This is a genomic window from Neobacillus sp. SAB-20_R2A, assembly GCF_049568635.1.
GTDB classification, from domain to species: Bacteria; Bacillota; Bacilli; order Bacillales; family Cytobacillaceae; genus Neobacillus; species Neobacillus citreus.
The window spans coordinates 1,126,908-1,153,107 of sequence record NZ_CP145895.1; the positions used below are offsets into that span (position 1 = coordinate 1,126,908).

Annotated in this window: 25 protein-coding genes and 1 riboswitch; of the genes, 17 read left to right on the plus strand and 8 right to left on the minus strand. The window is 41.4% G+C overall.

Annotated features, from left to right (window positions below; all coding sequences use genetic code 11):
- The first annotated feature begins 5 nt into the window (after positions 1–5).
- Together V5M37_RS05605 and V5M37_RS05610 are read left to right on the plus strand one after the other, a co-directional pair.
- Entirely contained in the window at positions 6–395 is a 390-nt protein-coding gene (locus tag V5M37_RS05605) for a DUF6114 domain-containing protein (RefSeq protein ID WP_423801145.1), read from the plus strand.
- Between the two features lie 13 nt (positions 396–408).
- Positions 409–1,638, plus strand: coding sequence for a hypothetical protein (locus tag V5M37_RS05610; protein WP_423801146.1), 1,230 nt, complete (start codon positions 409–411; stop codon positions 1,636–1,638).
- Between the two features lie 46 nt (positions 1,639–1,684).
- Here the strand turns inward: V5M37_RS05610 and V5M37_RS05615 are convergent, their stop codons facing one another.
- Positions 1,685–2,917, minus strand: coding sequence for an aminopeptidase (locus tag V5M37_RS05615; protein ID WP_423801147.1), 1,233 nt, complete (start codon positions 2,915–2,917; stop codon positions 1,685–1,687).
- Between the two features lie 358 nt (positions 2,918–3,275).
- Positions 3,276–4,547, minus strand: coding sequence for an MDR family MFS transporter (locus V5M37_RS05620; RefSeq protein WP_423801148.1), 1,272 nt, complete (start codon positions 4,545–4,547; stop codon positions 3,276–3,278).
- A gap of 190 nt (positions 4,548–4,737) precedes the next feature.
- On the opposite strand from V5M37_RS05620, the gene V5M37_RS05625 reads away from it, so the two are divergent.
- Together V5M37_RS05625 and hutH are read left to right on the plus strand one after the other, a co-directional pair.
- On the plus strand, positions 4,738–6,927 hold the full coding sequence (locus V5M37_RS05625; RefSeq protein ID WP_423801149.1) for a DNA topoisomerase III: 2,190 nt from the start codon (positions 4,738–4,740) through the stop codon (positions 6,925–6,927).
- A gap of 305 nt (positions 6,928–7,232) precedes the next feature.
- Positions 7,233–8,750 (plus strand): histidine ammonia-lyase, encoded by a 1,518-nt coding sequence (gene hutH / locus V5M37_RS05630; protein ID WP_423801150.1) that lies wholly within the window; start codon positions 7,233–7,235, stop codon positions 8,748–8,750.
- Between the two features lie 35 nt (positions 8,751–8,785).
- On the opposite strand, the gene V5M37_RS05635 is transcribed toward hutH, so the two are convergent.
- Positions 8,786–8,986 carry a hypothetical protein gene (locus V5M37_RS05635; RefSeq protein WP_213118150.1) on the minus strand — a complete coding sequence of 67 codons (201 nt, stop codon included), beginning with the start codon at positions 8,984–8,986 and terminating at the stop codon, positions 8,786–8,788.
- 133 nt (positions 8,987–9,119) lie between these two features.
- Here V5M37_RS05635 and V5M37_RS05640 point away from each other — a divergent pair, with 133 nt between their 5' ends.
- A complete protein-coding gene (locus V5M37_RS05640) occupies positions 9,120–9,494 on the plus strand; it encodes a DUF1992 domain-containing protein (protein WP_423801151.1) in 375 nt (124 codons plus the stop codon).
- A gap of 39 nt (positions 9,495–9,533) precedes the next feature.
- Here V5M37_RS05640 and V5M37_RS05645 read toward each other — a convergent pair whose 3' ends face one another.
- On the minus strand, positions 9,534–9,659 hold the full coding sequence (locus V5M37_RS05645) for a hypothetical protein (protein WP_423801152.1): 126 nt from the start codon (positions 9,657–9,659) through the stop codon (positions 9,534–9,536).
- A 400-nt stretch (positions 9,660–10,059) separates the two neighbouring features.
- A riboswitch (cyclic di-GMP riboswitch) is annotated at positions 10,060–10,152 on the plus strand.
- Between the two features lie 32 nt (positions 10,153–10,184).
- Between V5M37_RS05645 and V5M37_RS05650 the strand changes: the two genes are divergently transcribed.
- Positions 10,185–10,358, plus strand: coding sequence for an anti-repressor SinI family protein (locus V5M37_RS05650; RefSeq protein WP_423801153.1), 174 nt, complete (start codon positions 10,185–10,187; stop codon positions 10,356–10,358).
- A 31-nt stretch (positions 10,359–10,389) separates the two neighbouring features.
- Here V5M37_RS05650 and V5M37_RS05655 read toward each other — a convergent pair whose 3' ends face one another.
- Positions 10,390–10,716, minus strand: a complete 327-nt coding sequence (locus tag V5M37_RS05655; RefSeq protein WP_213146568.1) for a helix-turn-helix domain-containing protein — start codon at positions 10,714–10,716, stop codon at positions 10,390–10,392.
- A gap of 271 nt (positions 10,717–10,987) precedes the next feature.
- Here V5M37_RS05655 and map point away from each other — a divergent pair, with 271 nt between their 5' ends.
- On the plus strand, positions 10,988–11,737 hold the full coding sequence (gene map, locus V5M37_RS05660) for a type I methionyl aminopeptidase (RefSeq protein ID WP_423801154.1): 750 nt from the start codon (positions 10,988–10,990) through the stop codon (positions 11,735–11,737).
- A 35-nt stretch (positions 11,738–11,772) separates the two neighbouring features.
- On the opposite strand, the gene V5M37_RS05665 is transcribed toward map, so the two are convergent.
- Positions 11,773–11,997: a DUF1128 domain-containing protein gene (locus V5M37_RS05665; RefSeq protein ID WP_213146570.1), complete on the minus strand. Its 225-nt coding sequence runs from the start codon at positions 11,995–11,997 to the stop codon at positions 11,773–11,775.
- A 178-nt stretch (positions 11,998–12,175) separates the two neighbouring features.
- On the opposite strand from V5M37_RS05665, the gene V5M37_RS05670 reads away from it, so the two are divergent.
- The gene (locus V5M37_RS05670; RefSeq protein ID WP_423801155.1) at positions 12,176–12,541 is read left to right on the plus strand and encodes a YtxH domain-containing protein; all 366 of its coding nucleotides are present in this window, start codon (positions 12,176–12,178) and stop codon (positions 12,539–12,541) included.
- 17 nt (positions 12,542–12,558) lie between these two features.
- Complete coding sequence (locus V5M37_RS05675) at positions 12,559–13,395, plus strand: YihY/virulence factor BrkB family protein (RefSeq protein WP_213146572.1); 837 nt, start codon at positions 12,559–12,561, stop codon at positions 13,393–13,395.
- Positions 13,396–13,628: 233 nt separating this feature from the next.
- Here the strand turns inward: V5M37_RS05675 and V5M37_RS05680 are convergent, their stop codons facing one another.
- Together V5M37_RS05680 and V5M37_RS05685 are read right to left on the minus strand one after the other, a co-directional pair.
- On the minus strand, positions 13,629–15,542 hold the full coding sequence (locus tag V5M37_RS05680; RefSeq protein ID WP_423801156.1) for a heavy metal translocating P-type ATPase: 1,914 nt from the start codon (positions 15,540–15,542) through the stop codon (positions 13,629–13,631).
- A gap of 169 nt (positions 15,543–15,711) precedes the next feature.
- Positions 15,712–16,887, minus strand: coding sequence for an MFS transporter (locus tag V5M37_RS05685; RefSeq protein ID WP_213146574.1), 1,176 nt, complete (start codon positions 16,885–16,887; stop codon positions 15,712–15,714).
- Between the two features lie 182 nt (positions 16,888–17,069).
- Here V5M37_RS05685 and cax point away from each other — a divergent pair, with 182 nt between their 5' ends.
- From cax to rlmD, 8 genes are all read left to right on the plus strand, one after another.
- Complete coding sequence (gene cax, locus V5M37_RS05690) at positions 17,070–18,125, plus strand: calcium/proton exchanger (RefSeq protein ID WP_423801157.1); 1,056 nt, start codon at positions 17,070–17,072, stop codon at positions 18,123–18,125.
- Between the two features lie 481 nt (positions 18,126–18,606).
- Positions 18,607–19,416, plus strand: coding sequence for a YfkD family protein (locus V5M37_RS05695; protein ID WP_423801158.1), 810 nt, complete (start codon positions 18,607–18,609; stop codon positions 19,414–19,416).
- Positions 19,417–19,617: 201 nt separating this feature from the next.
- Positions 19,618–19,818, plus strand: a complete 201-nt coding sequence (locus tag V5M37_RS05700) for an SE1561 family protein (RefSeq protein WP_423801159.1) — start codon at positions 19,618–19,620, stop codon at positions 19,816–19,818.
- Between the two features lie 151 nt (positions 19,819–19,969).
- Entirely contained in the window at positions 19,970–21,514 is a 1,545-nt protein-coding gene (locus tag V5M37_RS05705; protein WP_423801160.1) for a fumarate hydratase, read from the plus strand.
- Between the two features lie 430 nt (positions 21,515–21,944).
- Positions 21,945–22,901 (plus strand): nuclease-related domain-containing protein, encoded by a 957-nt coding sequence (locus V5M37_RS05710; RefSeq protein WP_423801161.1) that lies wholly within the window; start codon positions 21,945–21,947, stop codon positions 22,899–22,901.
- Between the two features lie 79 nt (positions 22,902–22,980).
- Complete coding sequence (gene pdaA / locus V5M37_RS05715; protein ID WP_423801162.1) at positions 22,981–23,778, plus strand: delta-lactam-biosynthetic de-N-acetylase; 798 nt, start codon at positions 22,981–22,983, stop codon at positions 23,776–23,778.
- Positions 23,779–23,853: 75 nt separating this feature from the next.
- Positions 23,854–24,720, plus strand: coding sequence for a DNA-3-methyladenine glycosylase family protein (locus V5M37_RS05720; RefSeq protein ID WP_423801163.1), 867 nt, complete (start codon positions 23,854–23,856; stop codon positions 24,718–24,720).
- A 74-nt stretch (positions 24,721–24,794) separates the two neighbouring features.
- The gene (gene rlmD / locus V5M37_RS05725; RefSeq protein ID WP_423801164.1) at positions 24,795–26,174 is read left to right on the plus strand and encodes a 23S rRNA (uracil(1939)-C(5))-methyltransferase RlmD; all 1,380 of its coding nucleotides are present in this window, start codon (positions 24,795–24,797) and stop codon (positions 26,172–26,174) included.
- Positions 26,175–26,200: the final 26 nt, after the last annotated feature.

Sequence of the window (26,200 nt, forward strand, 5' to 3'; positions counted from 1 at the left end):
CTAGTATGAAAAAATGGCGAAAAAAGCGGCCGTTTTGGGGTGCCTTGCTAACAATTATAAGCGGGCTGATGATTTTATGGGTACCCTTAAACTTATATTTAAGCACCTTCCTTCCTGGGTCGATTGCCGTTATTGGTTTATTATTTGGCGGGATGATAACGTTAATCGGAATCATTTCCTTATTTTTCCCTAATGCGTCACGAATTCTAGGGATTTTTACAATATTCTTATCGATATTATCTGTAATTGGGGCGTTAGGCGGGTTTCTCTTTGGAACAATCTTTGGAATTATCGGAGGTTCGCTCTTGACAGCATGGCACTTGGGACCGGCTAAAGTGAAGTCTACAAGGTCAAGCGGTGTCGAAGAAACCGTTCAACACACCTTCACCTTCTAAAGGAGACCAAATTATGTGGTGGAAAAACAAATCTTTCTTGATAAGCTGCAGTGTTGCGATCATGTTTTTCTCGCTCTTCTCTTTTAGTTACGGTGCTAGGGCAGAAACAACAACTGATATGGAAGGCTTTATCATTGAGGCAGACCGAGTGGTTGGGACTGGGATGTCAGCTTCCATTGTAGAGCGAGAAACATCCGCAACTGACAAAAAGCCGATGCTGCAAATTAAATATAAATCGGCCACGATATATGGTATGAAATTAACAAAGCGGGTTAATTCCACAAACGGACCAATAAGCATTGTCTTAAATGCAAAAGGACCAGTTACCGTATATGGAATGACAGTTGATATCTCGGCCATTTCCTTTAAAGGAGCCTGTATCCATGCGGCAGAAACAGTCCCACAGCTAGGGATGGAAAATGTGACGATGGTGGCTCACTTTATGGAGTCAGATGACAGCGTCATCAATCAATTGACACTAAAAACGGTTTCAGGAAACGCTGGCCCTGAAAAGCCGGGCCAGCTGCAAATCCTTCAAGATTTAAGCAAGCTTCCTTTGGAGCAATTGAAGAAGGAAATTGAAAAAATCATGTCGGGACACCTGCCGCTTACCTGTGCTGATAGTAACACTGCTGAGGCTTCGGAGGATCTGGTTGGAAAAATTACTGATCCGCTTCAGGACGTAATTGGTGGAATTACGGACCCGCTAAGTCCAGTGACAAAGCCATTAGAGCCGGTTTTAAAACCGCTGGACCCGATTGTTAGTGTACTAGACCCGGTTTTGAAACCTGTAGAGACCGTCTTGGATCCAGTATTGCAGCCGCTGGAACCAGCTTTAAATCCACTTAAGCCTGCACTAAAACCGCTAGAACCGGTCGTGCAGCAGTTGGAACCTGTCATCAAACCGCTAGAACCGGTGGTAAACGGTACGGTTAATACGGCAAATCAGACGGTGCAGACAGTTTGTTCAAGGCTGCAGTCTGCAAACGGTGTAATCACGAAGGAACTGGGCTTGCAATTAATCGAGGAGGCATTAACGAAAAAGGTCGACCTAAATCAGGTATGTCCGGCAGACACGACTCTGACTAACCAATTGGTAAAAATAGAAGAAAGCTTATTGAATACACTAGGAATTTCAAAGTTGCTGGGAATACTGATTCCGAATGATCCTGTTTCGAAGCTAACCAAAATGCGTGATGAGATTATGAAAAAGCCGGATGGTACGGTTATTTATAGTCAATAGAGAAAGAGCAGGCCTTAGAGTGCCTGCTCTTTCATTTTTGATTGGATTAAAACGCCCAATTTCCTGCTTTAAAAATAGGTTCTGTCTGTCCATCTGCGGTGATGCCATCGATGTCCATTTCAGCTGACCCTATCATGAAATCAACGTGAGTGATGCTCTCGTTTAGCCCGTTTTCCTTTAATTCATCGGCAGCCATTTTCTTGCCGCCTTCGATACAGAAAGAATATGCCATTCCGATGGCAAGATGGTTTGAGGCATTTTCATCAAACAATGTGTTGAAGAAAAGAATGTTAGATTGGGAGATTGGCGAGTTATACGGAACTAGTGCCACTTCACCAAGATAGTGGGAGCCTTCATCGGTTTCCACAAGATGCTTCAGAACTTCTTCGCCTTCCTCAGCTTTTACCCCGACAATTTTGCCGTTTTCAAAGGTAATTGAAAAACGGTCAATGATATTTCCACTGTAGCTGAGCGGCTTCGTGCTTGTGACGGTGCCGTTTACGCCAGTTTTTAATGGAACCGTAAAGACCTCTTCTGTTGGCATGTTGGCCATAAACTCTACACCGTTTTCATTGACACTGCCTGCGCCAACCCACAGATGATTTTTCGGCAGCTCAATTGTTAAGTCTGTGCCAGGTGCTTTGTAATGAAGCTTTGCATACCGTTTTTCGTTGAGGTATGTGACTTTTTCATGAAGGGTTTCATCATGCTTTTTCCAGGCTTCGACCGGGTTTTCAGCATCCACACGGACTGCTTTAAAAATAGCATCCCAAAGCTTTTCAACCTGCTTTTCGGCAGGGTCGCTCGGAAACACCTTGGCAGCCCAGGCAGGGGACGCTGCGGCAACGACAGTCCAGCTGACCTTGTCTGATTGAATCGCTTGACGATGCTTAGTCATTGCTTTTCCGGCAGCCTTTTGGAAGTTGGCAATCCTCTGCGGGTCAACGCCTTTTAGCAAGTCTGGGCTTGAAGATACCACCGACATAAAGGCAGCACCCTGCTCAACCAATTCTTCCATTTCCTTAGCCCGCCACTGCGGGTATTCGTTGAATACCTCATCTGGTGCCAGTTCATATTTGGTTCTTGTAACCACATCATCGGCCCAGTTGATAATGACATTGCGGGCGCCTGCTTCATAAGCCTTTTTAACGATTAAGCGGACAAACTCGACTGCGTCTAAGGAAGCGTTGACCAATAGGCTTTGATTTTTTTGAATATTGACGCCGACCTTAACTGCAAGCTCCGCGTATTTTTCAAGATTAGTTTGAAAATAACTCATATATGTATAATCTCCTTTATAAGAATCTTCCTTTATTGTAGCGTTTTTATTTTGAAAAAGAAAATGATAGAGGGACAGTGTTTTAAGCAAAAAAAAACAGCAGGAATAGTGTTCCTACTGCAGTTTGCTGCCATAAACTTTTATATTTAAATATACCCCTGCGGAAAATAAAACGATAAATGTAATAATGCCTGACAATGAAGTGGGAGCCATAAATGTTGACAATTCCACTTTGTCCACCGCCTTTGAAATATGTAATGTTTACACTCTAAGTATAATACTAAAAGGGGTAATTGTGAATAATTTAGTACAATTTTTTGTCTGAATTTTGAACAATAATTAAAGGGACCCTGCTAAGCTAGGATCCCAGTTTAATAGATTCTTTTTCAAATGAATAAAACATTAGCCAATAAAAGAAGGCGCTGAGGAGAGTAAGCAAAAATAATACAAAAAATGTCCAGTTGTATCCAATCCAAACGGTCATCGGGATGGACAACGGGGCGATGGTTCGGCTGATGGTATACCGCAGACTCGCTGCCGCAAAGTACTGGCCCCGCATATGTTCGGGGGCAAGTTTGGACACAAAGCTTTGCTGGAGACCTGCACCCATCAATTCTGCAAAAGTAAATACCGCCATTGCCAATATCAATCCCCAAATCCACTGCGTTTGGCTAAACAGAATCAATGAAACTCCGTATACAACCGATGAAAATACGAAAATATTTCTTTCATTAAAATTAGCTGTCCATTTGGTCACGATGACAGTTAATAACGCAACCAGCAGGCCATTCTCGGCAAGCACCATTCCAAAGGCTTGCTCACCGCCAACCTTAAATGACCAATCCCCAAAAGAAAGTAGATTTTGATTGTGAACAACATCCTTCATATACACAGGAAACAATAGGTCCAACTGCATAAACGTTTGGCCGGCTAAAACTCCCGCCACGATAAACAAGAGGAATGTTTTATCCCGTACAATTATTGCATAGTCCCGAAATTGATTGATTAAAAAATAGTACCATTTTCCGTCGACGGATAAAGTTGAAGTTTTTTGAACGGGCACTGTTTCTTTTGTTAATTTTGCTAAAATAATGCCAAGCATCATACAAACAATCGCAGCAGCAAGCAATAACTGAAAGCGGTAATGAGCATAAAAAATCCCGCCTAAAATAGGACCGATGACTACTGCGATATTAATAGATGTATAAAATATGGCGAATACCTGGCTGCGGTGTTTTTCCTCCACTAAGTCAGCAACCATGGCCTGGCTTGCTGGCCAATAAAAGGAGCCGAAAACACCGGCCGCCGCAAACGCTGCGAATCCAAGTATTGGGGACTGAAACCAGGGAGAACTGGCTGCTGAAAAAGCTAAAAAGGAAAATCCTTGCCCAATGGCAGATAGAACCATCATTCGTTTCCGCCCAAATCGGTCGGCACAGTAGCCGCCCAACAGGTTAGCTGCCACCGCAAATATTTGTGAAAAAACCAATAACAAACCGGCTTTGCTCTTGCCGAATTCCTCTGCAAAATAAATCGACAGGAACGGAAAGAACATCCAATAAGTAATATTCATGGCCGCCTCACCGAACAGGCGAACCTTCAAATTCATATCCCAATCTCTGATCCGCATGAATAATATCCTCATTTCCAAAAATGGTGCCAATTCATCATACTATTCAAGTGGAAGGGAATACAAGAAAAAAAGAGGCAGCTTTCCCATCATTGCTTACCAATAATATAGTTGAAGTTTCGGAATTACTGAATCCATTAGAGACGTATGCTATATTTAACTTACTGTAATTCGAAAGGATGTTTTAAATATGGCAAAAAGTGTTGTAATTGCTGAAAAACCTTCTGTCGCACGTGATATTGCACGTGTGCTTAATTGTAATAAAAAAGGAAATGGGTATCTAGAAGGCGAGAAATATATCGTTACGTGGGCACTAGGACACCTTGTCACGCTTGCTGACCCAGAAGATTATGATGTGAAATATAAAACATGGAAATTAGAAGACCTGCCAATGCTGCCTGAACGTATGAAGTTAACAGTCATTAGGCAGACCGGGAAACAATTTAATGCCGTTAAGAGTCAACTGACTAGAAATGATGTCAACGAAATAGTCGTGGCCACGGATGCAGGGAGAGAGGGGGAATTAGTTGCACGATGGATTATTGATAAAGTAAAAGTCAATAAACCCATTAAACGTTTATGGATCTCATCTGTTACTGATAAAGCGATTAAAGATGGTTTTGCAAACTTGAAGCCAGGCAAGTCTTATGACAATTTATATGCTTCAGCTGTCGCACGTTCAGAAGCTGACTGGTATATTGGGCTGAATGCAACACGTGCTTTAACGACCAGGTTCAATGCCCAACTAAACTGCGGACGTGTACAAACACCTACTGTGGCGATAATTGCAGCACGTGAGGACGAAATCAAAAACTTCAGAGCGCAATCCTATTACGGCATTGAAGCCCAAACATCCAACCAACTAAAGCTGACTTGGCAGGATGCAAAAGGAAACAGCCGAAGCTTCGATAAAGAAAAAATTGAGGCCATTGTCAAAAAGCTTGGCAGACAAAACGCTATTGTAACGGAAATTGAGAAAAAGCCTAAGAAATCTTTCTCTCCGGGTCTTTATGACTTAACAGAATTGCAGCGCGATGCGAATAAAATCTTTGGCTACTCTGCTAAGGAAACGTTAAACATTATGCAAAAGCTGTACGAGCAGCATAAAGTTTTAACGTATCCTCGTACTGATTCGCGCTACATTTCTTCTGACATTGTCGGAACACTCCCTGAACGGTTGAAAGCATGTGCAATAGGTGAATATCGTCCATTAGCTAATAAGGTCTTAAGTAAGCCTATTAAAGCTTCTAAGGCTTTTGTTGATGACAGCAAAGTATCAGATCATCATGCGATCATACCAACAGAAAGCTATGTAAACTTCTCAGCCTTCACAGATAAAGAGCGTAAAATTTATGATTTAGTCGTAAAACGTTTCTTAGCGGTACTATTCCCGGCATTCGAGTACGAGCAGTTAACGCTGCGAGCCAAAATCGGTGATGAGAATTTCGTGGCTCGTGGAAAAACGATTATTTCAAGTGGCTGGAAAGAAGTTTACAATAATCGCTTTGAAGATGACGATGCGTCAGATGATTTGAAAGAACAGATTTTACCTCGCATCGAAAAAGGCGATACATTAATGGTGAAACTTATCGCACAAACGGCTGGACAAACAAATCCGCCAGCTCGATTTATTGAGGCGACATTACTTTCGGCAATGGAAAACCCTGTAAAGTACATGGAAACAAACAATAAACAGCTCGCAGAAACATTAAAATCTACGGGTGGACTGGGAACTGTTGCAACACGAGCTGACATTATTGAAAAGCTATTCAACTCGTTCTTAATCGAAAAACGAGGCAAAGACATTCATATTACTTCCAAAGGCCGGCAATTGCTGGATTTAGTGCCGGAAGAGCTAAAATCCCCTGCTTTAACAGCGGAGTGGGAACAAAAGCTTGATCAAATTGCGCATGGCAAGTTAAAAAAAGAAGTGTTTATCAGCCAAATGAAAAACTACACGAAAGAAATCGTGGCTGAAATTAAAGCAAGTAATAAAAAATATAAGCACGATAATATTTCTACAAAAAATTGTCCTGACTGTGGAAAACCAATGCTTGAAGTGAATGGCAAAAAGGGAAAAATGCTCGTTTGCCAAGATCGGGAATGCGGGCATCGTAAAAATGTCTCACGTGTTACAAACGCACGCTGTCCACAATGCCATAAAAAACTTGAGCTGCGTGGCGAGGGTGAGGGACAAATCTTCGCATGTAAATGTGGATATCGTGAAAAACTTTCTGTTTTCCAAGAACGCCGGAAAAAAGAATCCGTCGGGAAAGTGGATAAACGGACAGTACAAAAATACTTAAAGAACCAGCACAAAGAGGAAGAACCTTTGAATAGTGCGTTGGCTGACGCGTTAAAAGGGTTGAAGTTTGACTAACATCATACTTAAGGGGCTATTCAAGAAGAGTGATTTCTTTATGAATAGCCTCTTTCATTCATTATCCTGCTAAAGTGATAATGTGCTAAAATTCAGAAAATTTAGTTGACAGGCAAGGTATCTGTCACATAAAATATTATCAAACTAATAATAATTTTTAGAATGGGTGGAAAATCATGAGGCAGCGCCGAAGAACCGTTCAAAATTTTATAACGTTTATTAAAGAGGCTGGATTCCAAATCTAATCAGAAATGGAATCCAGCCTCTTTCTTTATCTTACTAAAGTAATAGAGGAGTGGAGAGAAATGATCACATTAACAGGTAACAGTCTAACATTGGAGCAGATGAAGGAAGTATTGTACCGCGGCCAAAAGGTTGGCGCTTCGGAACAAAGCATGGAGGCAGCAGCCAAAAGCAGGGAAGCGGTGGAACGAATTGTTTCTGATCGTAGAGTGGTTTATGGAATCAATACCGGGTTTGGAAAGTTCAGCGATGTACTTATCGATAAAGAACATGTGCAGGATCTGCAGTTGAATTTAATTCGCTCGCATGCCTGTGGGGTAGGGGAACCATTCCCAGAAGTGGTGTCAAAAGCAATGGTCGTTCTTCGTGCCAATGCCCTGTTAAAAGGTTACTCAGGCATTCGTCCGGTAGTCATTGAAAGACTGATTGAGCTGGCTAACAAAGACATTATTCCGGTTATTCCGCAGCAGGGTTCATTAGGTGCTAGCGGGGATTTGGCGCCATTATCCCATTTGGCATTAGTTGTTGTAGGTGAAGGCGAAGTATTCTATAAAGGCGAGCGTGTGGAAGCAGGCATTGCCCTTCAGCAGGAAGGTCTTTTCCCACTAACACTTGAGGCTAAAGAAGGTCTTGCTCTCATTAACGGAACGCAGGCCATGACAGCTATGGGGGTCGTCGGATACCTAGAAGCAGAGCAGCTTGCTTTTGAGAGCGAACTGATTGCTTCCATGACGATTGAAGGGTTAAATGGAATTCTCGATGCTTTTGCAGAAGAGGTTCAAGTGGTCAGAGGCTACCAGCAGCAGATTGATACAGCAGCAAGAATCCGCCGCTATTTGAGTGACAGCTTATTAACAACGATGCAGGGAGAACTGAGGGTTCAGGATGCTTACTCTCTTCGCTGCATCCCGCAGGTTCAAGGTGCTTCCTGGCAGGCGCTTGATTATGTAAAAGAAAAGCTGGAAATAGAAATGAACGCGGCCACTGACAATCCACTAATTTTTGATGATGGGGAAAAGGTCATCTCCGGTGGAAACTTCCACGGGCAGCCAATTGCTTTTGCAATGGACTTTATGAAAATCGCAGTAGCAGAACTTGCTAATATTTCAGAACGTCGTGTGGAACGGTTAGTTAATCCGCAATTAAGCGATCTGCCACCGTTTTTAAGCCCGCAGCCAGGCCTGCAATCAGGGGCAATGATTATGCAGTATGCAGCGGCTGCACTTGTTTCAGAAAATAAAACTTTGGCGCATCCAGCTAGTGTGGATTCCATTCCATCATCGGCAAACCAAGAGGATCATGTCAGCATGGGGACAATAGCATCAAGGCATGCTCATCAAATCATCCAAAACACTCGCAGGGTCCTTGCGATTGAGATGATTTGCGCCATGCAGGCCGTCGAATATCGCGGTGTAGAGAAAATGGCGACCCATACGAAGAACTTCTATGAAAAAGGCCGGGAGCAGGTGGCATCCATTAAGCAGGACCGCATCTTCTCGAAGGATATCGAAAGACTGGCAGAATGGCTGAAAACTGTGGAATTTTCTCAGTTTATGAAGAAATTAAGCTTCGAAAAATAAACGGAGTAAAAAGGCGTGAAAACTCTTCACGCCTTTTACTCTGTCTGCTCAGGAAGCAGGCGGGCGGTATCCTGCCGCGTGTCCTCTTCCTCAATTCTATTTTTAAAGGCCTCCTGGGTGACAATAAACTCTTCATCCCCAATTGCCTGCTCAGCATGACTCTCGGTCATGGTGTTCTTGGGGAATTCACCCGGATGGTTTTTGTTTTTATGATTAAAATGTTCTCCACGTGCCAAGTCTAACACTCCTTTCGTTATCGCTTGTAGCATGCCCCAATAAAGCTGAAATCATTACCGATTTATTTTTCAACCGAAATGGACCTTTGTTATAATAAATATAGTGAGTATGCTAAAAAAGGAGGGCAATAACATGGATATGTTTCATATTGTCTCAGAAGATCGGATTAAAAAAGCATACAAAGATGGAGAATTTGATAATCTTCCTGGATATGGAAAACCCCTGAAGCTTGAAGATTTATCAGGTATTCCAGAAGAACTGCGCATGGCTTACAAAATCCTGAAAAATGCAGGCTTTTCAGAAGAGGAAAACCATTTACGCAAAGAGATGATGACCATCGAGGATCTCATCAAAAAATGTGACGACAGCGGTAAGAAGGAAGATTTGCAAAAAAAGTTAAATGAAAAGCTCCTTCGCTTTAATCAATTGATGTCAAAACGAGGGGCGAAAACAAATTCGTCAATTTTCAAAAATTACGAACAAAAGGTAGAAAAACGGTTTAAATAAATTCTGATTAGCAAAAAAAAGCTGGCGAGGAGAGAATTTTTACAATTCCTCTTCACCAGCTTTTTCTTCTGATTTGGCAGGCTTGCACATGCGGTCTAAGAAATAACCTGCAAATACCATAAAAGCAATGGGGATTGAAAAGTTTAACACATGGACAATGGTCAATGCCTATCACCTCTATTTTTGTTTTGAATATTAACAATATTCTGTATATTAATATGTTGTTAATATTATATGCTAATCGTCACAAATTAGACAAATGTTTTCGTCATAAAATCAGAGCCAAAAATAAAGAAGGAAAAATTTTCTTCCCACAAATTAGGAGAATATTCGACTTCAAATGCTCTATTATTTATATATTCCATTTTCAGGCAATGGGAATTAGAGGAAAAAATGCGGAAGTTTGTCAAAAAATGTCTAAAAAGGGGGTTCAGAATATTAAAAATGCTGACAAAAACTAACACTTTGTTATAAAAGGACTAGTTATAATGAACTTACTAAAGAGTTAGTATGAATTTAGTCCTAGAAAAGATGAACTAATGAAATAATAAATAGACAGTTATTTTTCAGAAAAAGGCAAACTTGGTGAAAATCAAGGACGCAAAGCCGAGGGTCTAAGGTGGAAATAGAGAGAAGCTATGATGGCCGGGCTGCCTGAAATACGGGTAAGTATTTTAGGGGGTTGTTAGTATGAATTTGGAGATTGAGCAGATGGAGAAGCTTGACAAGGATTGGCTAGTACTAATTATGGAAGCTAAGAAGATTGGATTATCGGTAGAAGATATTCGAAATTTCCTAAGCGGAAATCACCAATCAGAACAATTTGTTACATACCAAAATGAAAAAACATCCTACAAAAATTAAGAATTTTTGTAGGATGTTTTTTTTGTACATTTTAACTATTGTTTTGATTGTTCCGCCATTTATTAAATTCCAAGAACTCGCGGAATTGATCTTTTGAAACACCGGAGGTCATGGCTTCCTTTACTAAATTCATCCAATCATTGTCCAATGCCGTCTTGTCAATCTGCTCATGTATTAAATGCTCAACCGGAATGTTTAATACACCGGCAATCTTTTCAAGAAACTGTATGGACGGATTCTTTTGAAGGTTTCTCTCAAGCGAGCTTAAATAGGATTTTGCAACACCTGCCTGCTCTGCTAGTTCAGAAAGTGACATCTTCTTCTCTTGGCGGAATTTCTTTACGCGGTCACCTATCATGGATTCTCACACACCTAAAAATAATTTATAACATCATTCTATCAAAAAGAATTTGAGAGTACCATATTAAGAACAAAGGAATATGGCAAATTATCGAAATTTGCATAATTAATTTTTACATTGAGAAAGTAGTTTTGAAAAATAAGTCCGTTAGCGTTAATATTAAAGTGTTGCCAAAAATGTCATATAGTAATCGTTTTTTATATACCAGCATTCGCACAAATCGGTCTCCAGACAAAAGAATTTTTTCAAAAAGGCAGGGGAATATTACATGATTGTCTTAAAGTCACAACGAGAAATCGAAGCAATGAAAAAGGCAGGAGAAATCCTCGCTGCCTGTCACAAAGAAATTGCCAAAATGATTAAGCCAGGGATTACCACTTGGGAAATTGATCAGTTTGTAGAGGGATTTTTAAAAAAGCATAATGCCACTCCGGAACAAAAAGGTTATAAGGGCTACGAATACGCAACATGTGCAAGTATTAACGATGAAATCTGCCATGGCTTCCCAAGAAAAGAACCACTGCAGGAAGGGGATATTGTCACAATCGATATGGTTGTTAATTACAACGGAGCCTTGGCTGATTCAGCATGGTCTTACGCAGTTGGCGAGGTTTCCGAAGAGACTAAGCATTTGTTAAAAGTCACAAAGGAAGCCTTGTACAAGGGAATTGAACAAGCGGTTCCAGGCAACCGGATTGGCGATATCGGTCATGCCATCCAGACTTATGTGGAAAGTGAAGGACTCTCGGTTGTCCGCGACTTTATCGGACATGGGATTGGAGCAGTGATTCATGAAAAGCCGGATGTACCTCATTACGGTTTGCCGGGTAAAGGCCCAAGAATTAAAGAGGGAATGGTATTTACGATTGAGCCAATGGTGAATATCGGATTATTATTCACCAAAATGGATTCAAACGGGTGGACAGCAAGGACCGTCGATAGCACCTATTCCGCCCAATATGAGCACACAATCGCCGTTACCAAAGATGGCCCGATCATTTTAACTGATCAAGATTAAAAAATAAAAAAACAGATCTCATTCGAGGTCTGTTTTTATTTTTTACGCAAGTTTCCCAATTCTTCAACTAGAGCCTGCATTTCATTAGGGCTGAAGGAATTCTTTTTCATTACCATTTCATAAATCTCTTTCAACTCTTCATACATTTCCTCATCAAAATGGGAAGGCTTAATGGCGCCTAGATTCAAAACCTTTAACTTCTCTTTAATTTGCTCAATCATATATTCAACATTTTCTACCGACTTCAACGATAAATCCATTTTCGGTCACCCTTTCGGAAATTCATATGTCCATCTTTTCATGTTCACTGAATGATGTCAACATAGAAAAATTAGGGCCAGACTTGCATACCCTCTCTAGATAAAGCAAAATAAATGATAGGAAAAATCATTGGAATAATTTTCATTCATTTTTATGATTAAGCAAGGAGAGGTTAAGATGACAAAGAATAAATTTTGGCAGGGAATGCTGATTGGAGCCATTGCTGGCGGAGCGGTCAGTATGCTTGATAAACAAACCCGGCAAATTATGAAAGAACATGTGGGCAGAGTTTCCGGAAAGGTGTCCTATGTTGTCCGGCATCCGGGTGAAATGGTCGGGAAGGTAAAGGAAACGGCAGAGAAAATAATGGATACCGTCGAGCAGGCGGGAGAAGATATCTCCTATATCATGGATAAGGTGGATGAGCTTCGTGACCTAACACCTAAAGTGACCGAGACAATCAAGGAGACAAAGAAAACTTTCAGAGATGATGTGGATGCCGACTTTGTTGAGGAAATCTTTGATGAAAAAGAATTCAAATAAATAAAGGAGAAGTGATAATGAAGGACAAAGGAAATGTTCGCTCTTCGTTAATCCGCCTGCTTTGGCACCGAATTGACGAGGATGATCTTCCGGGAATGAGTGCGCAGTTAGCCTATTATTTTCTTCTTTCACTGTTTCCGCTTTTAATTGTAATTTTTACCCTAATGCCCTATCTCCCTTTTCACGAACATGATGTTTTAGGGATCATAAGCGGCTTTGCTCCGGAAGATGCTATGAAATTGATTGAAAAAAATATAAGTGAAATCATGAGTCACCGGAATGGCGGATTGCTTTCTTTCGGGGTAATCGGGACGATTTGGTCGTCCTCTAATGGAATTCATGCGATTATGAGGGCTTTTAACAAGGCATATAATGTCGAAGAAAGTCGTTCCTTTATCGTTTCCCGCGGCATGGCCATTTTGCTGACGTTCGGAATGGTAATCGTTTTTATTGTCGCCATCGTGTTGCCGGTGTTTGGCAGGGAAATAGGCCTGTTTTTATTTTCGCAATTTGGCTATTCAAGTGAATTTCTAAAACTTTGGAATACATTAAGTCTGGCTGTTAGCGCGATTATTTTATTTCTAATTTTTACAGGACTATACTGGGTGGCTCCAAACGTTAAACTTCGCTGCCGGAGTGCCTTTCCGGGTGCCGCCTTTGCGACTGTCGGCTGGATCATTTCCTCGCTTGGTTTATCTTACTATGTGGGGAATTTCGGCAATTATTCGGTTACCTACGGTAGTATTGGAGCAATTATTGTGTTGATGCTTTGGCTGTACATTTCAGCCTTTATTATCATTTTAGGCGGCGAAATTAATGCATTTTTCAGTGAAGAAAACCGTTCTAACTGCTAATACTTACCTTTATGAAAACCGTTTATCTGTCCAAACTAGGATTGGGGATTACTTCATTACTAGGGAGGTTTGGACGATGACAAAACATACAAAAAAAGACGGCGGCACGAAACAAAAAGGCAAGGGCAGCAAAGGAAATAAGACATCAGGATCCGCTAATGGGTCAAACGGATACCATTAATTAGATAATGGATATAAAAAGGAGGCTGCATGCAGTCTCCTTTTTTGTAAATTTATTTCAGAAGCCTTAAGCTGTTCAGGATAACGAGAATCGTGCTGCCTTCATGGCCGATGACGCCAAACGGCAGGTCGATAATCTGAAAGAAGTTGGACGAAATCAACACCATGATGACCGCAATCGAAAAAATAACATTTTGCTTAATGATCCGGTTCATTCGCTGTGACAACCGAATGGCTTCTGAAATCCTTGGCAGGTCGTTTTTCATAAGAACAATATCTGCCGTTTCCAGGGCCACATCCGATCCTTCTCCCATGGCAATCCCGACATTGGCAATGGCGAGTGCCGGGGCATCGTTGATACCGTCACCGACCATGGCGACATTTTTATATTTGTCTTTTAACTTTTTCAGATACTCCACTTTTGTTTCCGGCAGGCATTCGGCGAAGTATTCCGATACGTGGCTTTCTGAGGCAATCGCCTTCGCCGTTTTTTCACTGTCACCGGTTAGCATAATCGTATGAATGCCTTGTTTTTTTAAGTGGTCAATAGCAAGCTTTGTTTCTTCGCGGACAACATCCTTTAAGCCTATTGCGGCACTTAATTCTCCGTCAATTTCCACATAAACAAGGGTATTGCCCTGGCTCGCAAGATCTTTTGCAAGACCGTCCGCAAATTTCTCTGTTAGTTCTTTCCCAACAAACGCAGCTTTACCAATCTTCCACTGTTCCCCATTTACTACCGCTTTAATTCCCCAGCCTGGGACGTCCTCAAGGCTGTCAGGGTGAAATAACTCCTTAGAAACGTTTTCCTTCGCATATTTCACAATCGCCTGCGCAAGCGGGTGATTGGAATGACTTTCAATCGAAGCAGCTTTCCAAATCAGGCTGTCTTTATCAAGCCCATCCTTGACGATCACGTCAGTCACAACCGGTTTGCCTTTTGTAAGAGTACCGGTTTTATCGAAAGCAATGGCTCCTAAATGGCTGAGGTTTTCCAAATGGACTCCGCCCTTTACCAATATTCCGTGCCTTGCTCCATTGGAAATAGCCGATAAAGTGGCAGGCATAATCGAAGCCACCAGCGCACATGGGGAGGCTACTACCAATAAAATCATCGCCCGGTAAAAGGATTCGTGCCAGTCCCAGCCAAGCAAAAAGTGTGGTACGAAGAACATCGCCAATACTACTAGCAGGACCACCTTAACATATGTTCCCTCAAAACGCTCGATGAAAAGCTGTGACGGCGACTTTTCACTTTGGGCCGATTGCACGAGCTGAATGATTTTTTGAAAAAGAGTATCGCTGCTTTCCTTAGAAACATTGACAGTAATAGCACCGGACAGATTCACAGTTCCGGCAAACACCTCTTCCTGTTCGCCTTTGGAAACAGGCATTGACTCACCGGTAATCGCTGCTTCGTCGATATTTGTATGCCCTTTGACAATCATTCCATCGGCTGGAACCCGTTCGCCCGGTTTAATGAGAATCAGGTCGCCGACCCGCAGTTCAGATACCGAAACCAGCTTTTCTAAACCGCCGGAGATCAGAACGGCCTCTTCAGGCTGCAGCTCCATGAGTGAGGAAATTTCCTTATGGCTTTTATTCATCGTGTAGGTTTCCATTGCCCCGCTGACAGCAAAAATAAAGATGAGGATAGCCCCCTCTGTCCAATAGCCGATAATAGCGGAACCAATCGCGGCAAAAATCATCAGCATTTCAACATTTAATTCTTTGTTTTCATAGGTTGCCTCAATGCCTTCTTTTGCTTTGGCAAAGCCGCCAATGACGAATGCGAGCAGATAGGCAACAATTGATTCTGCTTCTTGGCCGTTTTTATCGAGAAGCCAGCCTGCAAGGATGAAGACACCACTTAACCCGGCAGCAATCAATTCTGCATGCGGTTTTATTTTTTCTAGAAAACTGGTCTTTGGAATTCCCTTCGTGAGAACTTTTGTTTCGGAAACCATTTTTTTCACCCTCCTTTAATGAATTCTAATTGAGAAAAATAATCAAAATCACAACCCCTAAAAAACACGAAAGCTGTCATCAAGCGATGACAGCAGAACTTACTAATTAGAATTATTCTTATTTATTTTCATTGTACCATACATTTTATGTGATGGATACGGTTTTGCGCTAAGAATTTTCTTGGTGGGGAATAAAGACGTTTCTTTTTCCAAACATAAAGATGGTGAAGGAGACAAACAACAACAGCGTACTAATAATATAGAAGAAGCTGACGTTTTGAAAATACTTAATGAATAGACCGCCGATAACAGGGCCGGCTAAGCTTCCAAGGCTGTAAAAGATGCCGCATAGTAAATTTCCGGTCGGCAGCAAATTTCTCGGTACCAAATCGGCCATAAAGCTGATTCCCAATGAGAAAGTAGACCCGACGAGCATGCCGGAGACAAGGAAGGTCAGGAATAAGCCAAATGACGAATGCTCGACAAAACTGGCGGCTGTAAAACTGCAAAAGCCGAGAAAAAGAACTGTCATTAAAACTTTCCTTCGCCCATATTGGTCACTTAACAGTCCTAATGGCAGCTGGGTAATGATGCTGCCAATGGCAAATCCCGATAAAACAAGGGATACGCTCGATACTGCTAAATCCATTCGTAAGGCGTAGATCGGAAAGCTTCCGTTCAAGGAAGCTTCAAGGAAGCCATAAACAAACGTAGGCAAAAAAGCAACCCAGCCGTATTTTAAGGCTTTTGTAAACTGTTTGACTGTTGAAAAAAAGGAATTAATTTTCACTTCCTGTTCAGGAAATTCATTTTTAAGCACAAAGACAAATCCCCATCCGATTAAGCAAAGAATGGAAGATACTATAAATGGCAGGGCTTCATTTAGATTGACCAGCGGTGTCATCAGCGGACCAGCGGCAAAACCAATGCCAAAGAAAAGGCCGTACAAGGAAACGTTTCTTCCTAGTTTATCTGGCGGCGAAAAGGAGGTAATCCAGGTCTGGGTCGCAAAATGCAGGGCGTGATCGCCAATTCCAATCATCAGCCTTAGGAAGAACCAAAACCAAAAGGCCTTCCATAACGGAAATAAAGCAAGCGCGGTAAACACAAGCCCGCCGCCCACAATAATGATTGGTTTATAGCCATATTTTCGTAATGGCATTTCCATAAAAGGAGCCACACACAATATTCCGATGTAAAGAGCGGTTGCGTTAAGTCCATTTAATGAGGAAGACACCCCGCCTTTTTCAAAAATAACCGCAATCAGCGGCAGCAGCATTCCCTGCGAGAAACCCGAGATGGCCACAATGCTGACTAGGATTGTAAACCGATAATTATTTTTCATTGAATATTCCTCTACTTCAGACGTTCTTCCTAATGATGGTAAATCAGATTATGCTTTATTTGCAAGAAAAATGTTGCAAGTTCATTCCTTGAAATGGTAATCTTTAGTTTGAAAAATTTGGGCATAATGGAAAGAAAGATAAAAAAGAGAAGCGATTAAAATACATATATGGAGGGAAATCGGTGACAAATAAAATTTTTATGCTGCTGACATTTATCGGGGTCCCCGTTTCAGTTATTGGGACACTGATGCATTGGCCAAGTATTATCCTATTTATTATTTACTGTTTAACAATCATTGCATTATCAAGCTATATGGGGCGGGCAACGGAAAGCTTGGCCATTGTGGCTGGGCCGCGCATCGGCGGACTGTTGAACGCCACTTTTGGAAATGCCGTCGAACTGATTATCTCCGTATTTGCCTTAAAAGCGGGGCTTGTCGGGGTTGTCCTTGCATCGTTGACAGGTTCGGTGCTCGGGAATTTGCTGCTCGTGGCAGGTCTGTCTTTCTTTGTCGGCGGCTTAAAATACAAACGGCAGAAGTTTAATGTCTATGACGCCCGCCATAATTCCGGATTGCTAATGTTTGCGGTGATGATTGCATTTGTTATTCCAGAGGTTTTTTCAATGGATATGAATGATACTAAGAAATTATCTCTGAGTGTCGGCATTTCGGTTATTTTAATCCTGCTTTACCTCGCAGCTTTATTTTTTAAGCTTGTTACGCATCGTGGGGTTTATCAAAGTGATAACGAGGCCCAGCATCATGATGAAGAGCCGGAGTGGGGGAAAGGAAGAGCCATCCTGGTGTTGCTTATAGCAACGCTTGCGGTTGCCTACATATCCGAGAATCTCGTTCATACCTTCGAATTTGTGGCGGAATCCTTTGGCTGGTCGGAGCTGTTTATTGGTATTATCATTGTGGCTATCGTCGGAAACGCGGCAGAGCATGCCTCAGCGGTGTTAATGGCCTTTAAAAATAAAATGGACGTAGCCGTGGAAATCGCCATTGGCTCCACTTTGCAGGTGGCGATGTTTGTTGCCCCGGTTTTAGTGTTAATTTCCTTGTTATACGAAAAATCTATGCCGTTACTATTCAGCTGGCAGGAACTAATCGCGATGGTTTCATCGGTATTATTGATGGTTGTCATTTCCAACGATGGTGAAACCAACTGGTTCGAAGGTCTGACCTTACTTGCCGCCTATGTCATTATGGGGATTGGATTCTACCTAATATAATTATTTTCACTAAAAAGACTCCAAGCCGATTGGCTTAGAGTCTTTTCTTTTTATATGGGTTAAGTCTTATGTTCTGGGCCGAGCTTTCTTTCATAATATAGGGAAATTCATCAATCGCTATTACTATTACTTGGGACCATCAACCACCAACCTTCATGTTTAATTTATGAAAACACGACTGTTGAATGCATATATAAGAGTATCCCAACCTCCTTAATAATAATAATTAATTAAACTAAGTCAGCTTTGTCGATTGATTGCAGCCCTCCTTTTTGAAAGTTAAGTTTATTATAACTTGCAATTTGAATTTTGTAAATGTTCAGATTATTACATTTTTATTACTTTTCGACCGCGCAAATAGATACAGAATTAGGACACTGAGAAAATTTGCAAATGCAGTACTTGCCAATGGATAATATGGCCCAACTCCGAAGAAACTACTAGCAGATTATTTTTGCTATTTGCGAAAGGAGTTTTTCTTTTGAAAAAAATTGCCTCGGGTCTTTTAATTTTTGTTTTAATGATTTCTTTCATACCGTCTGTCTTCTCTGAAAAAACGGCTGTAAAAAAGGAACCGATAAAGACCCAAATTCCATCCTCGGTTAGGAATATCACAAAGGAAAATACATATCCTAATTCGACTCAGGATTTGCCTTTTCTACAGCCAAGTGATTTGACAAAAAAACTTATAAATTCTTCAAAGGTCAAAATTGAAAACCCTGACCTTATTCGCATGCTTAACGAATCAAGCATAAACGGCACACCGTTTGCTGTCGGCTACCGCGCCATCATTTACCTTGGCCAGTGGCCGTTGAACTATGAGTCTTTGGAAACCTCGACGAATTGGGAGTATCAAAAAATCAATACGAATTACTTTGATAACCGCGGCGGCAACGCCCCATATCAAATTAAATATGTTCAGGAAGCGCAGAAAATTGTCAGAGGCGGTTTAACGGCCAAAATTCCAAATGCCGAAGATGTGAAGAAAATGATTCTTTTAAAGGCAATGCAAAAAACGAATTTGCCGCTCTCATTTGATACAATTATCGGTGCAGGTACAAAGAACGATCACATTTATAACATCCCTTCAAACCGGCTTGGTTACCTTTATGCTTATGCGCCTGCCGTGAATGAAAAGGGAAAAGTAACGTATGGTGAAGTCTACTTAATGTTAAAAGGAAACCGCAAATTCATCGTCATCAAAAACGTAACCTCACAGGGAATCGGTGCATGGATTCCTGTGCAGGACTATGTTTCCTTTGGATTTCTCGCTTCCGAACGTCCACGCTAAATTAATTTTGGAAAAGCTCCTGCCAATGTTTCTGGCAGGAGCTTTTTTAGTTAATAGGAATATATAAATTCAACTACGCCTCTGTCAATCGTCCTATCGGACTCGCCAATCGGCGAGTTTTCATTTAAAAAAAGAAGATTGCAAAACCACTGAAATTTGGTTAGGATGAAAAAGGCAATTGAAAAAAAGGAGCGAATTTCGATGGGCAGTCCCACTCATGATAAAAATTCCCAATTAGACTTTTTAAAGCATCGTCTTAATATGTTTCTCGACATTCTAGAAGCCATTGACCCGGAAGATACCGATGTAGACGATATTGACCGTCTGATTATGATGATTGACGAGCTGGAATCAAAAATAAGAGAATTCAATAACCGCGAATTAAGTGAGTCTGTTAAATAGCAGGCTCCTTTTTTTGTGAAAAAGTTTCCACGAAATCGATTACATCCAAATCCTTTAATTCTTTCGCCTATAGGAGTATAATTATAACCGTCAAAAAGTTGTAAAAATTTATGTATAATTTGGGGAAAATAGGGAAAGGGGAAACAGACACGTGAATATCGAGAAATTCCAAGAAAGCATGTACGAGCTAGTTGTTGAAACTTCCACAAAGCTGCCAAAGGATGTGCGCCGCGCTATCAAAGCAGCGAAGGAAAAGGAAAGTGCCGGCACTCGCGCTGCGATGAGCCTAGCGACCATTACGAACAACATTAAAATGGCGGACGACCAGGTGTCGCCAATCTGCCAAGATACAGGACTTCCTACTTTTAAAATTAAAACTCCAGTTGGTGTCAACCAATTAGAAATAAAAGAAGCCATTAAAAAGGCGATTGTTCAAGCAACAAAAGAGGGCAAACTGCGCCCTAACGCTGTTGACTCTTTGACAGGTGAGAACAGTGGCGACAACCTAGGCGCTGGCGTTCCAGTTGTTAAATTTGATCAATGGGAAAAAGAATATATTGATGTGAAGCTGATTTTAAAAGGCGGCGGCTGCGAAAACAAAAACATTCAGTACAGCCTGCCTTGTGAATTAGAAGGACTTGGACGCGCTGGCCGCGACCTTGATGGGATCCGCAAGTGTATCATGCACTCTGTTTACCAGGCACAGGGACAAGGCTGTTCTGCAGGCTTCATCGGCGTCGGCATCGGCGGCGACCGTTCCTCCGGATATGATTTAGCAAAGGAACAGTTATTCCGCTCGATTGATGACGTGAATCCTAATGAAGATCTTCGTAAATTGGAAGAGTATGTACTTGAAAATGCAAATAAATTAGGAATCGGCACAATGGGCTTCGGTGGCGAAGCAACTTTGCTAGGTTGTAAAATCGGTGTCATGCACCGCATTCCTGCCAGCTTCTATGTGTCTGTTGCTTACAACTGCTGGGCATACCGCCGCATGGGTGTTTCCGTTAACCCTGAAACTGGCGCAATTGTGGAATGGGCTTACCAAGACGGCGAGTTCATTGATTTCGCACAAGATGAGGCAGAACAAGAAGTTGCTGCTGCTTCTGAACAGGAAGTCATCACTTTGCAGGCGCCAATTACTGAAGAGCAAATTCGTGCTTTGAAAGTCGGTGACGTTGTGCAAATCAACGGCATGATGTACACTGGCCGCGATGCGATTCATAAGTATTTAAGCGACCATGACGCACCTGTTGACTTAAATGGTCAAGTGATTTACCACTGTGGCCCGGTTATGCTGAAGGATGAAGACGGCGTATGGCACGTGAAAGCTGCCGGTCCGACAACTTCGATTCGCGAGGAGCCTTATCAGGGCGACATCATGAAGAAATTTGGTATCCGCGCTGTTATCGGTAAAGGCGGAATGGGTCCTAAGACTTTGGCTGCTTTAGCAGAGCATGGCGGTGTTTATTTGAACGCCATCGGAGGTGCTGCCCAGTACTATGCTGACTGTATCAAGGGCGTCGAGGGCGTTGATTTAATGCAATTTGGTATACCTGAAGCGATGTGGCATCTGCGTGTTGAGGGCTTCAAAGCGGTAGTTACAATGGATTCGCACGGCAACAGCTTACATGCTGATGTTGACAAATCATCATTGGAGAAATTGGCGCAGTTTAAGGAGCCGGTTTTTAAATAAGATCTTTGGGATTGGGATAGACTCGCATAGCGGGTCTATCTTTTTTTGTGGGGGGGTACCGAGGGGGGAGATTGTAGATATGTTTCGGAAATTTGTAGATATCTCGAAAATTTTGTAGATATAATTGAAAAATTGTAGATATCATCCGAAAATTTGTAGATATCATTTCTAGTGGCAAGTTTCGGTTCGTAATTATTACTAGGATTTCCCTTCAGATAGGGTCCTATGGGCCAATTTGTAGATATGTGCTAGTAATTTGTAGATATCCTTAATAATTTGTACATAAAATTAAGAAATTGTAGATATCTCTCCAAAATTTGTAGATATTTTTTCAACTACAAAAATAAAATACCCAATTTTTAAAAAAACAACAGGGATATTGGCGTTTTCTGTCGAAAATATCAGCTATAACTTTAAAGGAGGGAACATTTTGTTTGATTTAGAGCTTTATAAACCGATTCCACTGGAACAAACAGAAGCACTCATAAGAAGAATAACGCAATATCATCCTAAGAGACCCAATATAGAAATAGAAATAAAAAAATTATATTCTGGCTACCAAGGTGAGAAAAAACTTCGCTATTTTCTTGGATTAATTCCTGACAAAAAATATCATATTTTTCATGGCCTCCGTCTCCCGATTGGAAATACTTACTTTCAAATAGATGCACTTCTTCTTTCCCCTAAACTAACTCTTATTATTGAATCCAAAAACTATGCAGGGACACTTATAATTGAAAAAGACCAATTAATCCAGGAGGTGAATGAATCAAAAGAGGTATACGATAATCCGTTAGAACAGGCAATTTGCCATAAAATCCTTTTACAATACCTGCTTGAAAAATACCAATTACCAGCAGCACCAATTGAAGTTTTAGCTGTAATGACAAGGTCCTCAAGTGTAATCAAGATTGTACCAGGATACCATGAAGCAGAAAAAAAGATAGTAAAAGTAGGCAATCTTTTAAGAAAGATCGAGGAACTGGAGAACCGCTACACCGCAGAAAGAATTGATCAGAAACCAATTGGAAAAATAAAAAGGCTGGTATTAAGTAAACACACCCCGCTTAAAATTGATGTATTACGGAAATTCGATATCGGAATAAAGGAAATTATTCCGGGTGTTTGTTGTCCACGATGCTTACATATACCGATGCAATATCGAAGGCAGAAATGGTATTGCCCAGTATGCGAGCTGCTTTCGCAGGATGCCTATATCGAAGCAATCAATGACCATTTTTTAATTATAAAAAATTCGTTAACAAATAGAGAATTACGAGAATTTCTACATATCCCTTCTTCAAGGCAGGCTACCTATTTGTTAAACCAAAAAAAACTCCCATCCACCGGGTCCAATAAAGGCCGCATTTACTACCAACCAAATTAACCCCATTTTCCTTTATATGTTAATTATGTTTTCCCACCGAGAACAAACACTATAAAAAACAATATTGGGGGAAACTTGGATGAAAAAATTATTGTGCTTACTTAGCATAATGGTTCTATTGTTACCGACACTTACATATGCGGCGTTGCCGAATCGGCCGATACATTGGGGATTTAAAAAAGCAGTTGATGAAGTGCCGCCGGAGGCAGGGGCGGAATATGATGAAATTCTTGCTAAATACGGGGCAGTTTACAAAGGCGACCCTAATAAAAAAATCATCTATCTTACCTTTGACAGCGGCTATGAGAATGGACACCTCCCTAAGATTCTTAAGGTCCTAAAAAAAGAAAAAGTGCCGGCGACTTTTTTTGTGACTGGGCATTTCCTGCTGTCACAGCCGGAACTCTCTAAACAAATAGTCGATGAAGGGCACATCATCGGGAACCATTCCTGGCACCATCCTGACTTTACTCGCGTTAGTGACGAAAGGGTCCGTACAGAATTGCGCAAAGTTAGGGATAAAACCAAGGAGATAACCGGACAAAAAGAAATGAGCTATCTGCGCCCGCCGCGCGGTGTTTTTAGTGAAAGAACGATGCAAATTGCAAAAGAAGAGGGCTTCACACATATTTTCTGGTCCCTGGCTTTCGTCGATTGGAATGTAAACAGCCAAAAGGGCTGGCATTACTCATACAACAATATGATGAAGCAAGTTCATCCAGGTGCAATCATTCTCTTACATTCCGTTTCGAAGGACAACGCGGATGCTCTTGAAAAAACCATCCAAGATATGAAAAAGAAAGGATACAAATTCAAAAGCCTCGACCATTTGATGAAGAAACCGAATGAAAAGAAGAAGAAAGCGAAGAAGAAGTAACCGAATTTCATTGGAATTCGGTTTTTTCCTGTTTCATGCTATAATACGGGGAAAATACTAAAGGATGGAGCCCATATGTGGCAAGAAACTATACGTATTGACGGTCCGTATAATTTTGACAGCGTATTGGAAAGACATGCGCCGGATCCTTTGAAGGTGCTCGATTTAGCCAAACGTACAATTCGTGTACCGGTTGTCATACACGACAGTTCGCATGCAGTACAGCTAACGGCAGCTGGAACAATACACGAACCATCGTTCATCGTTTCAGGAAAAAGCGATTCGGACAAAGAAGCAATCATCCAGCGCATAGCGGAAATTTTTCAATTGAATGTTTCTTTAGCAAATGTCCATGACCACTTTGAAAAAACAGATTTAAAGGAAATATTCGATTCTTTCGTTGGCACCCCGCTGGTTCTAGATTTCGATTTGTTTGGGTCGTTATTAAAATGCATTATCCACCAGCAAATAAATATGAAATTTGCCTATACCTTGACCGAGCGATTTGTCAAAACGTTTGGTTATGAGATAGATGGAGTATGGTTTTTCCCACAGCCGGAAACAACTGCTAGGTTAACGGTGGAAGAGTTAAGACCACTGCAAATCAGCGGCAGGAAGGCTGAATACATGATTGGAATTGCCAAAGAAATCGTCGAAAATGACCTCGACTTAGACGCCTCGAAAAACCAATCGGATGAGGAAGTCTTTGAAAGGCTAATGAAAATCCGTGGCTTCGGCAGGTGGTCGGTGGAAAATTTCTTATTGTTCGGACTGGGTCGTCCAAATCTTTTTCCATTGGCTGACATAGGCATACAAAACGCTATCAAGAAACTATATCAGCTCGAAAAAAAGCCGTCCTATGAAGAAATGGAACAATACAAACAAGGCTGGGATCCTTATCTAAGCTATGCTTCTTTATATTTATGGAGGAGTATTGAATAGGTGGCAGCTCTTGTTTTTATAAAAGTGCACGCATCTTGTTTAAGGGATGCATCGAATAATTGGAGTGAATACCTATGAAAACAGAACAACATATTAAAATACAGCCAAAGCAGACCTTTCCACTGACGATTAAAAGGCTCGGCATTAACGGCGAAGGTGTAGGCTATTTTAAAAAGCAAGTCGTGTTTGTGCCAGGTGCGCTTCCAGGCGAAGAAGTTGTCGTGGAGGCAACAAATATCCACCCGAAACATGCTGAGGCAAAAATTAAGAAAATCCGCATTAAGTCGCCGCATCGAGTAAAGCCGCTTTGCCCTGTATATGACCAATGCGGAGGCTGCCAACTGCAACATTTGGACTATAAACAGCAGCTTAAGGAAAAGCGTGATATCGTAATTCAATCGCTTGAACGCCATACAAGGCTCAACATTGAAAAACTTGATATCCGTGAAACCATTGGAATGGAAGACCCATGGGGATATCGAAACAAGAGCAGTTTTCAAGTGAAGGCAATAGATGGCAAGGTACTTGCTGGGCTTTATGGCCTTAATTCCCATCAATTGATTAATATTGACGAATGTGCTGTGCAGCATTCACAAACAAATGAAGCAACATCAGTGGTTAAAAGGATTTTAGAAGAATTAAAAATTCCTATTTATAATGAAAAATCCAGAAAAGGTATTATTCGAACCATTGTTACACGGGTTGGCATTCAGACAGGCGAACTACAAATAGTCCTAATCACAACACAAAAAGAATTACCAAAAGTGGACATCATCATTCAGGAAATCCAAAAACGTCTTCCAAATGTGAAATCAATTATTCAGAACATAAATGGGCAAAAGACGTCGCTTATTTTTGGCGAGGAAACACTTCCGTTAGCGGGTGAAGAGTTTATCCAAGAAACACTAGGAGATCTTCAATTTGAGCTTTCAGCAAGGACGTTCTTTCAATTAAATCCAGTTCAGACCATAAAGCTTTATAATGAAGTGAAAAAAGCAGCCGCGCTGACTGGTCAAGAAAAAGTAGTAGATGCTTATTGTGGAGTGGGCACTATCGGGTTATGGCTCGCCGATCAGGCAGGAGAAGTCCGTGGAATGGACGTCATCCCAGAATCGATTGAGGATGCGAAGAAAAACGCAAAGCGTCACGGATTGACCAATACAAAATATGTACCTGGAAAGGCAGAAGAGGTCCTGCCAAAATGGGTCAAAAAGGGTTGGAAGCCCGATGTCATTGTTGTCGATCCACCTAGAACAGGTCTTGAGGGACAGTTAATTCAAACCATCCTTCAGGCAGAACCAACAAAGCTCATTTACATCTCATGCAATCCATCGACCTTGGCAAAAGACATTCAAACGTTAAGTTCCAAATATGATGTGAAATATATACAGCCAGTGGACATGTTCCCGCAGACGGCGCATGTGGAAGCTGTTGCAAAATTAATATTAAAATAGATAGAACCTCATTCTAACTTTAGATT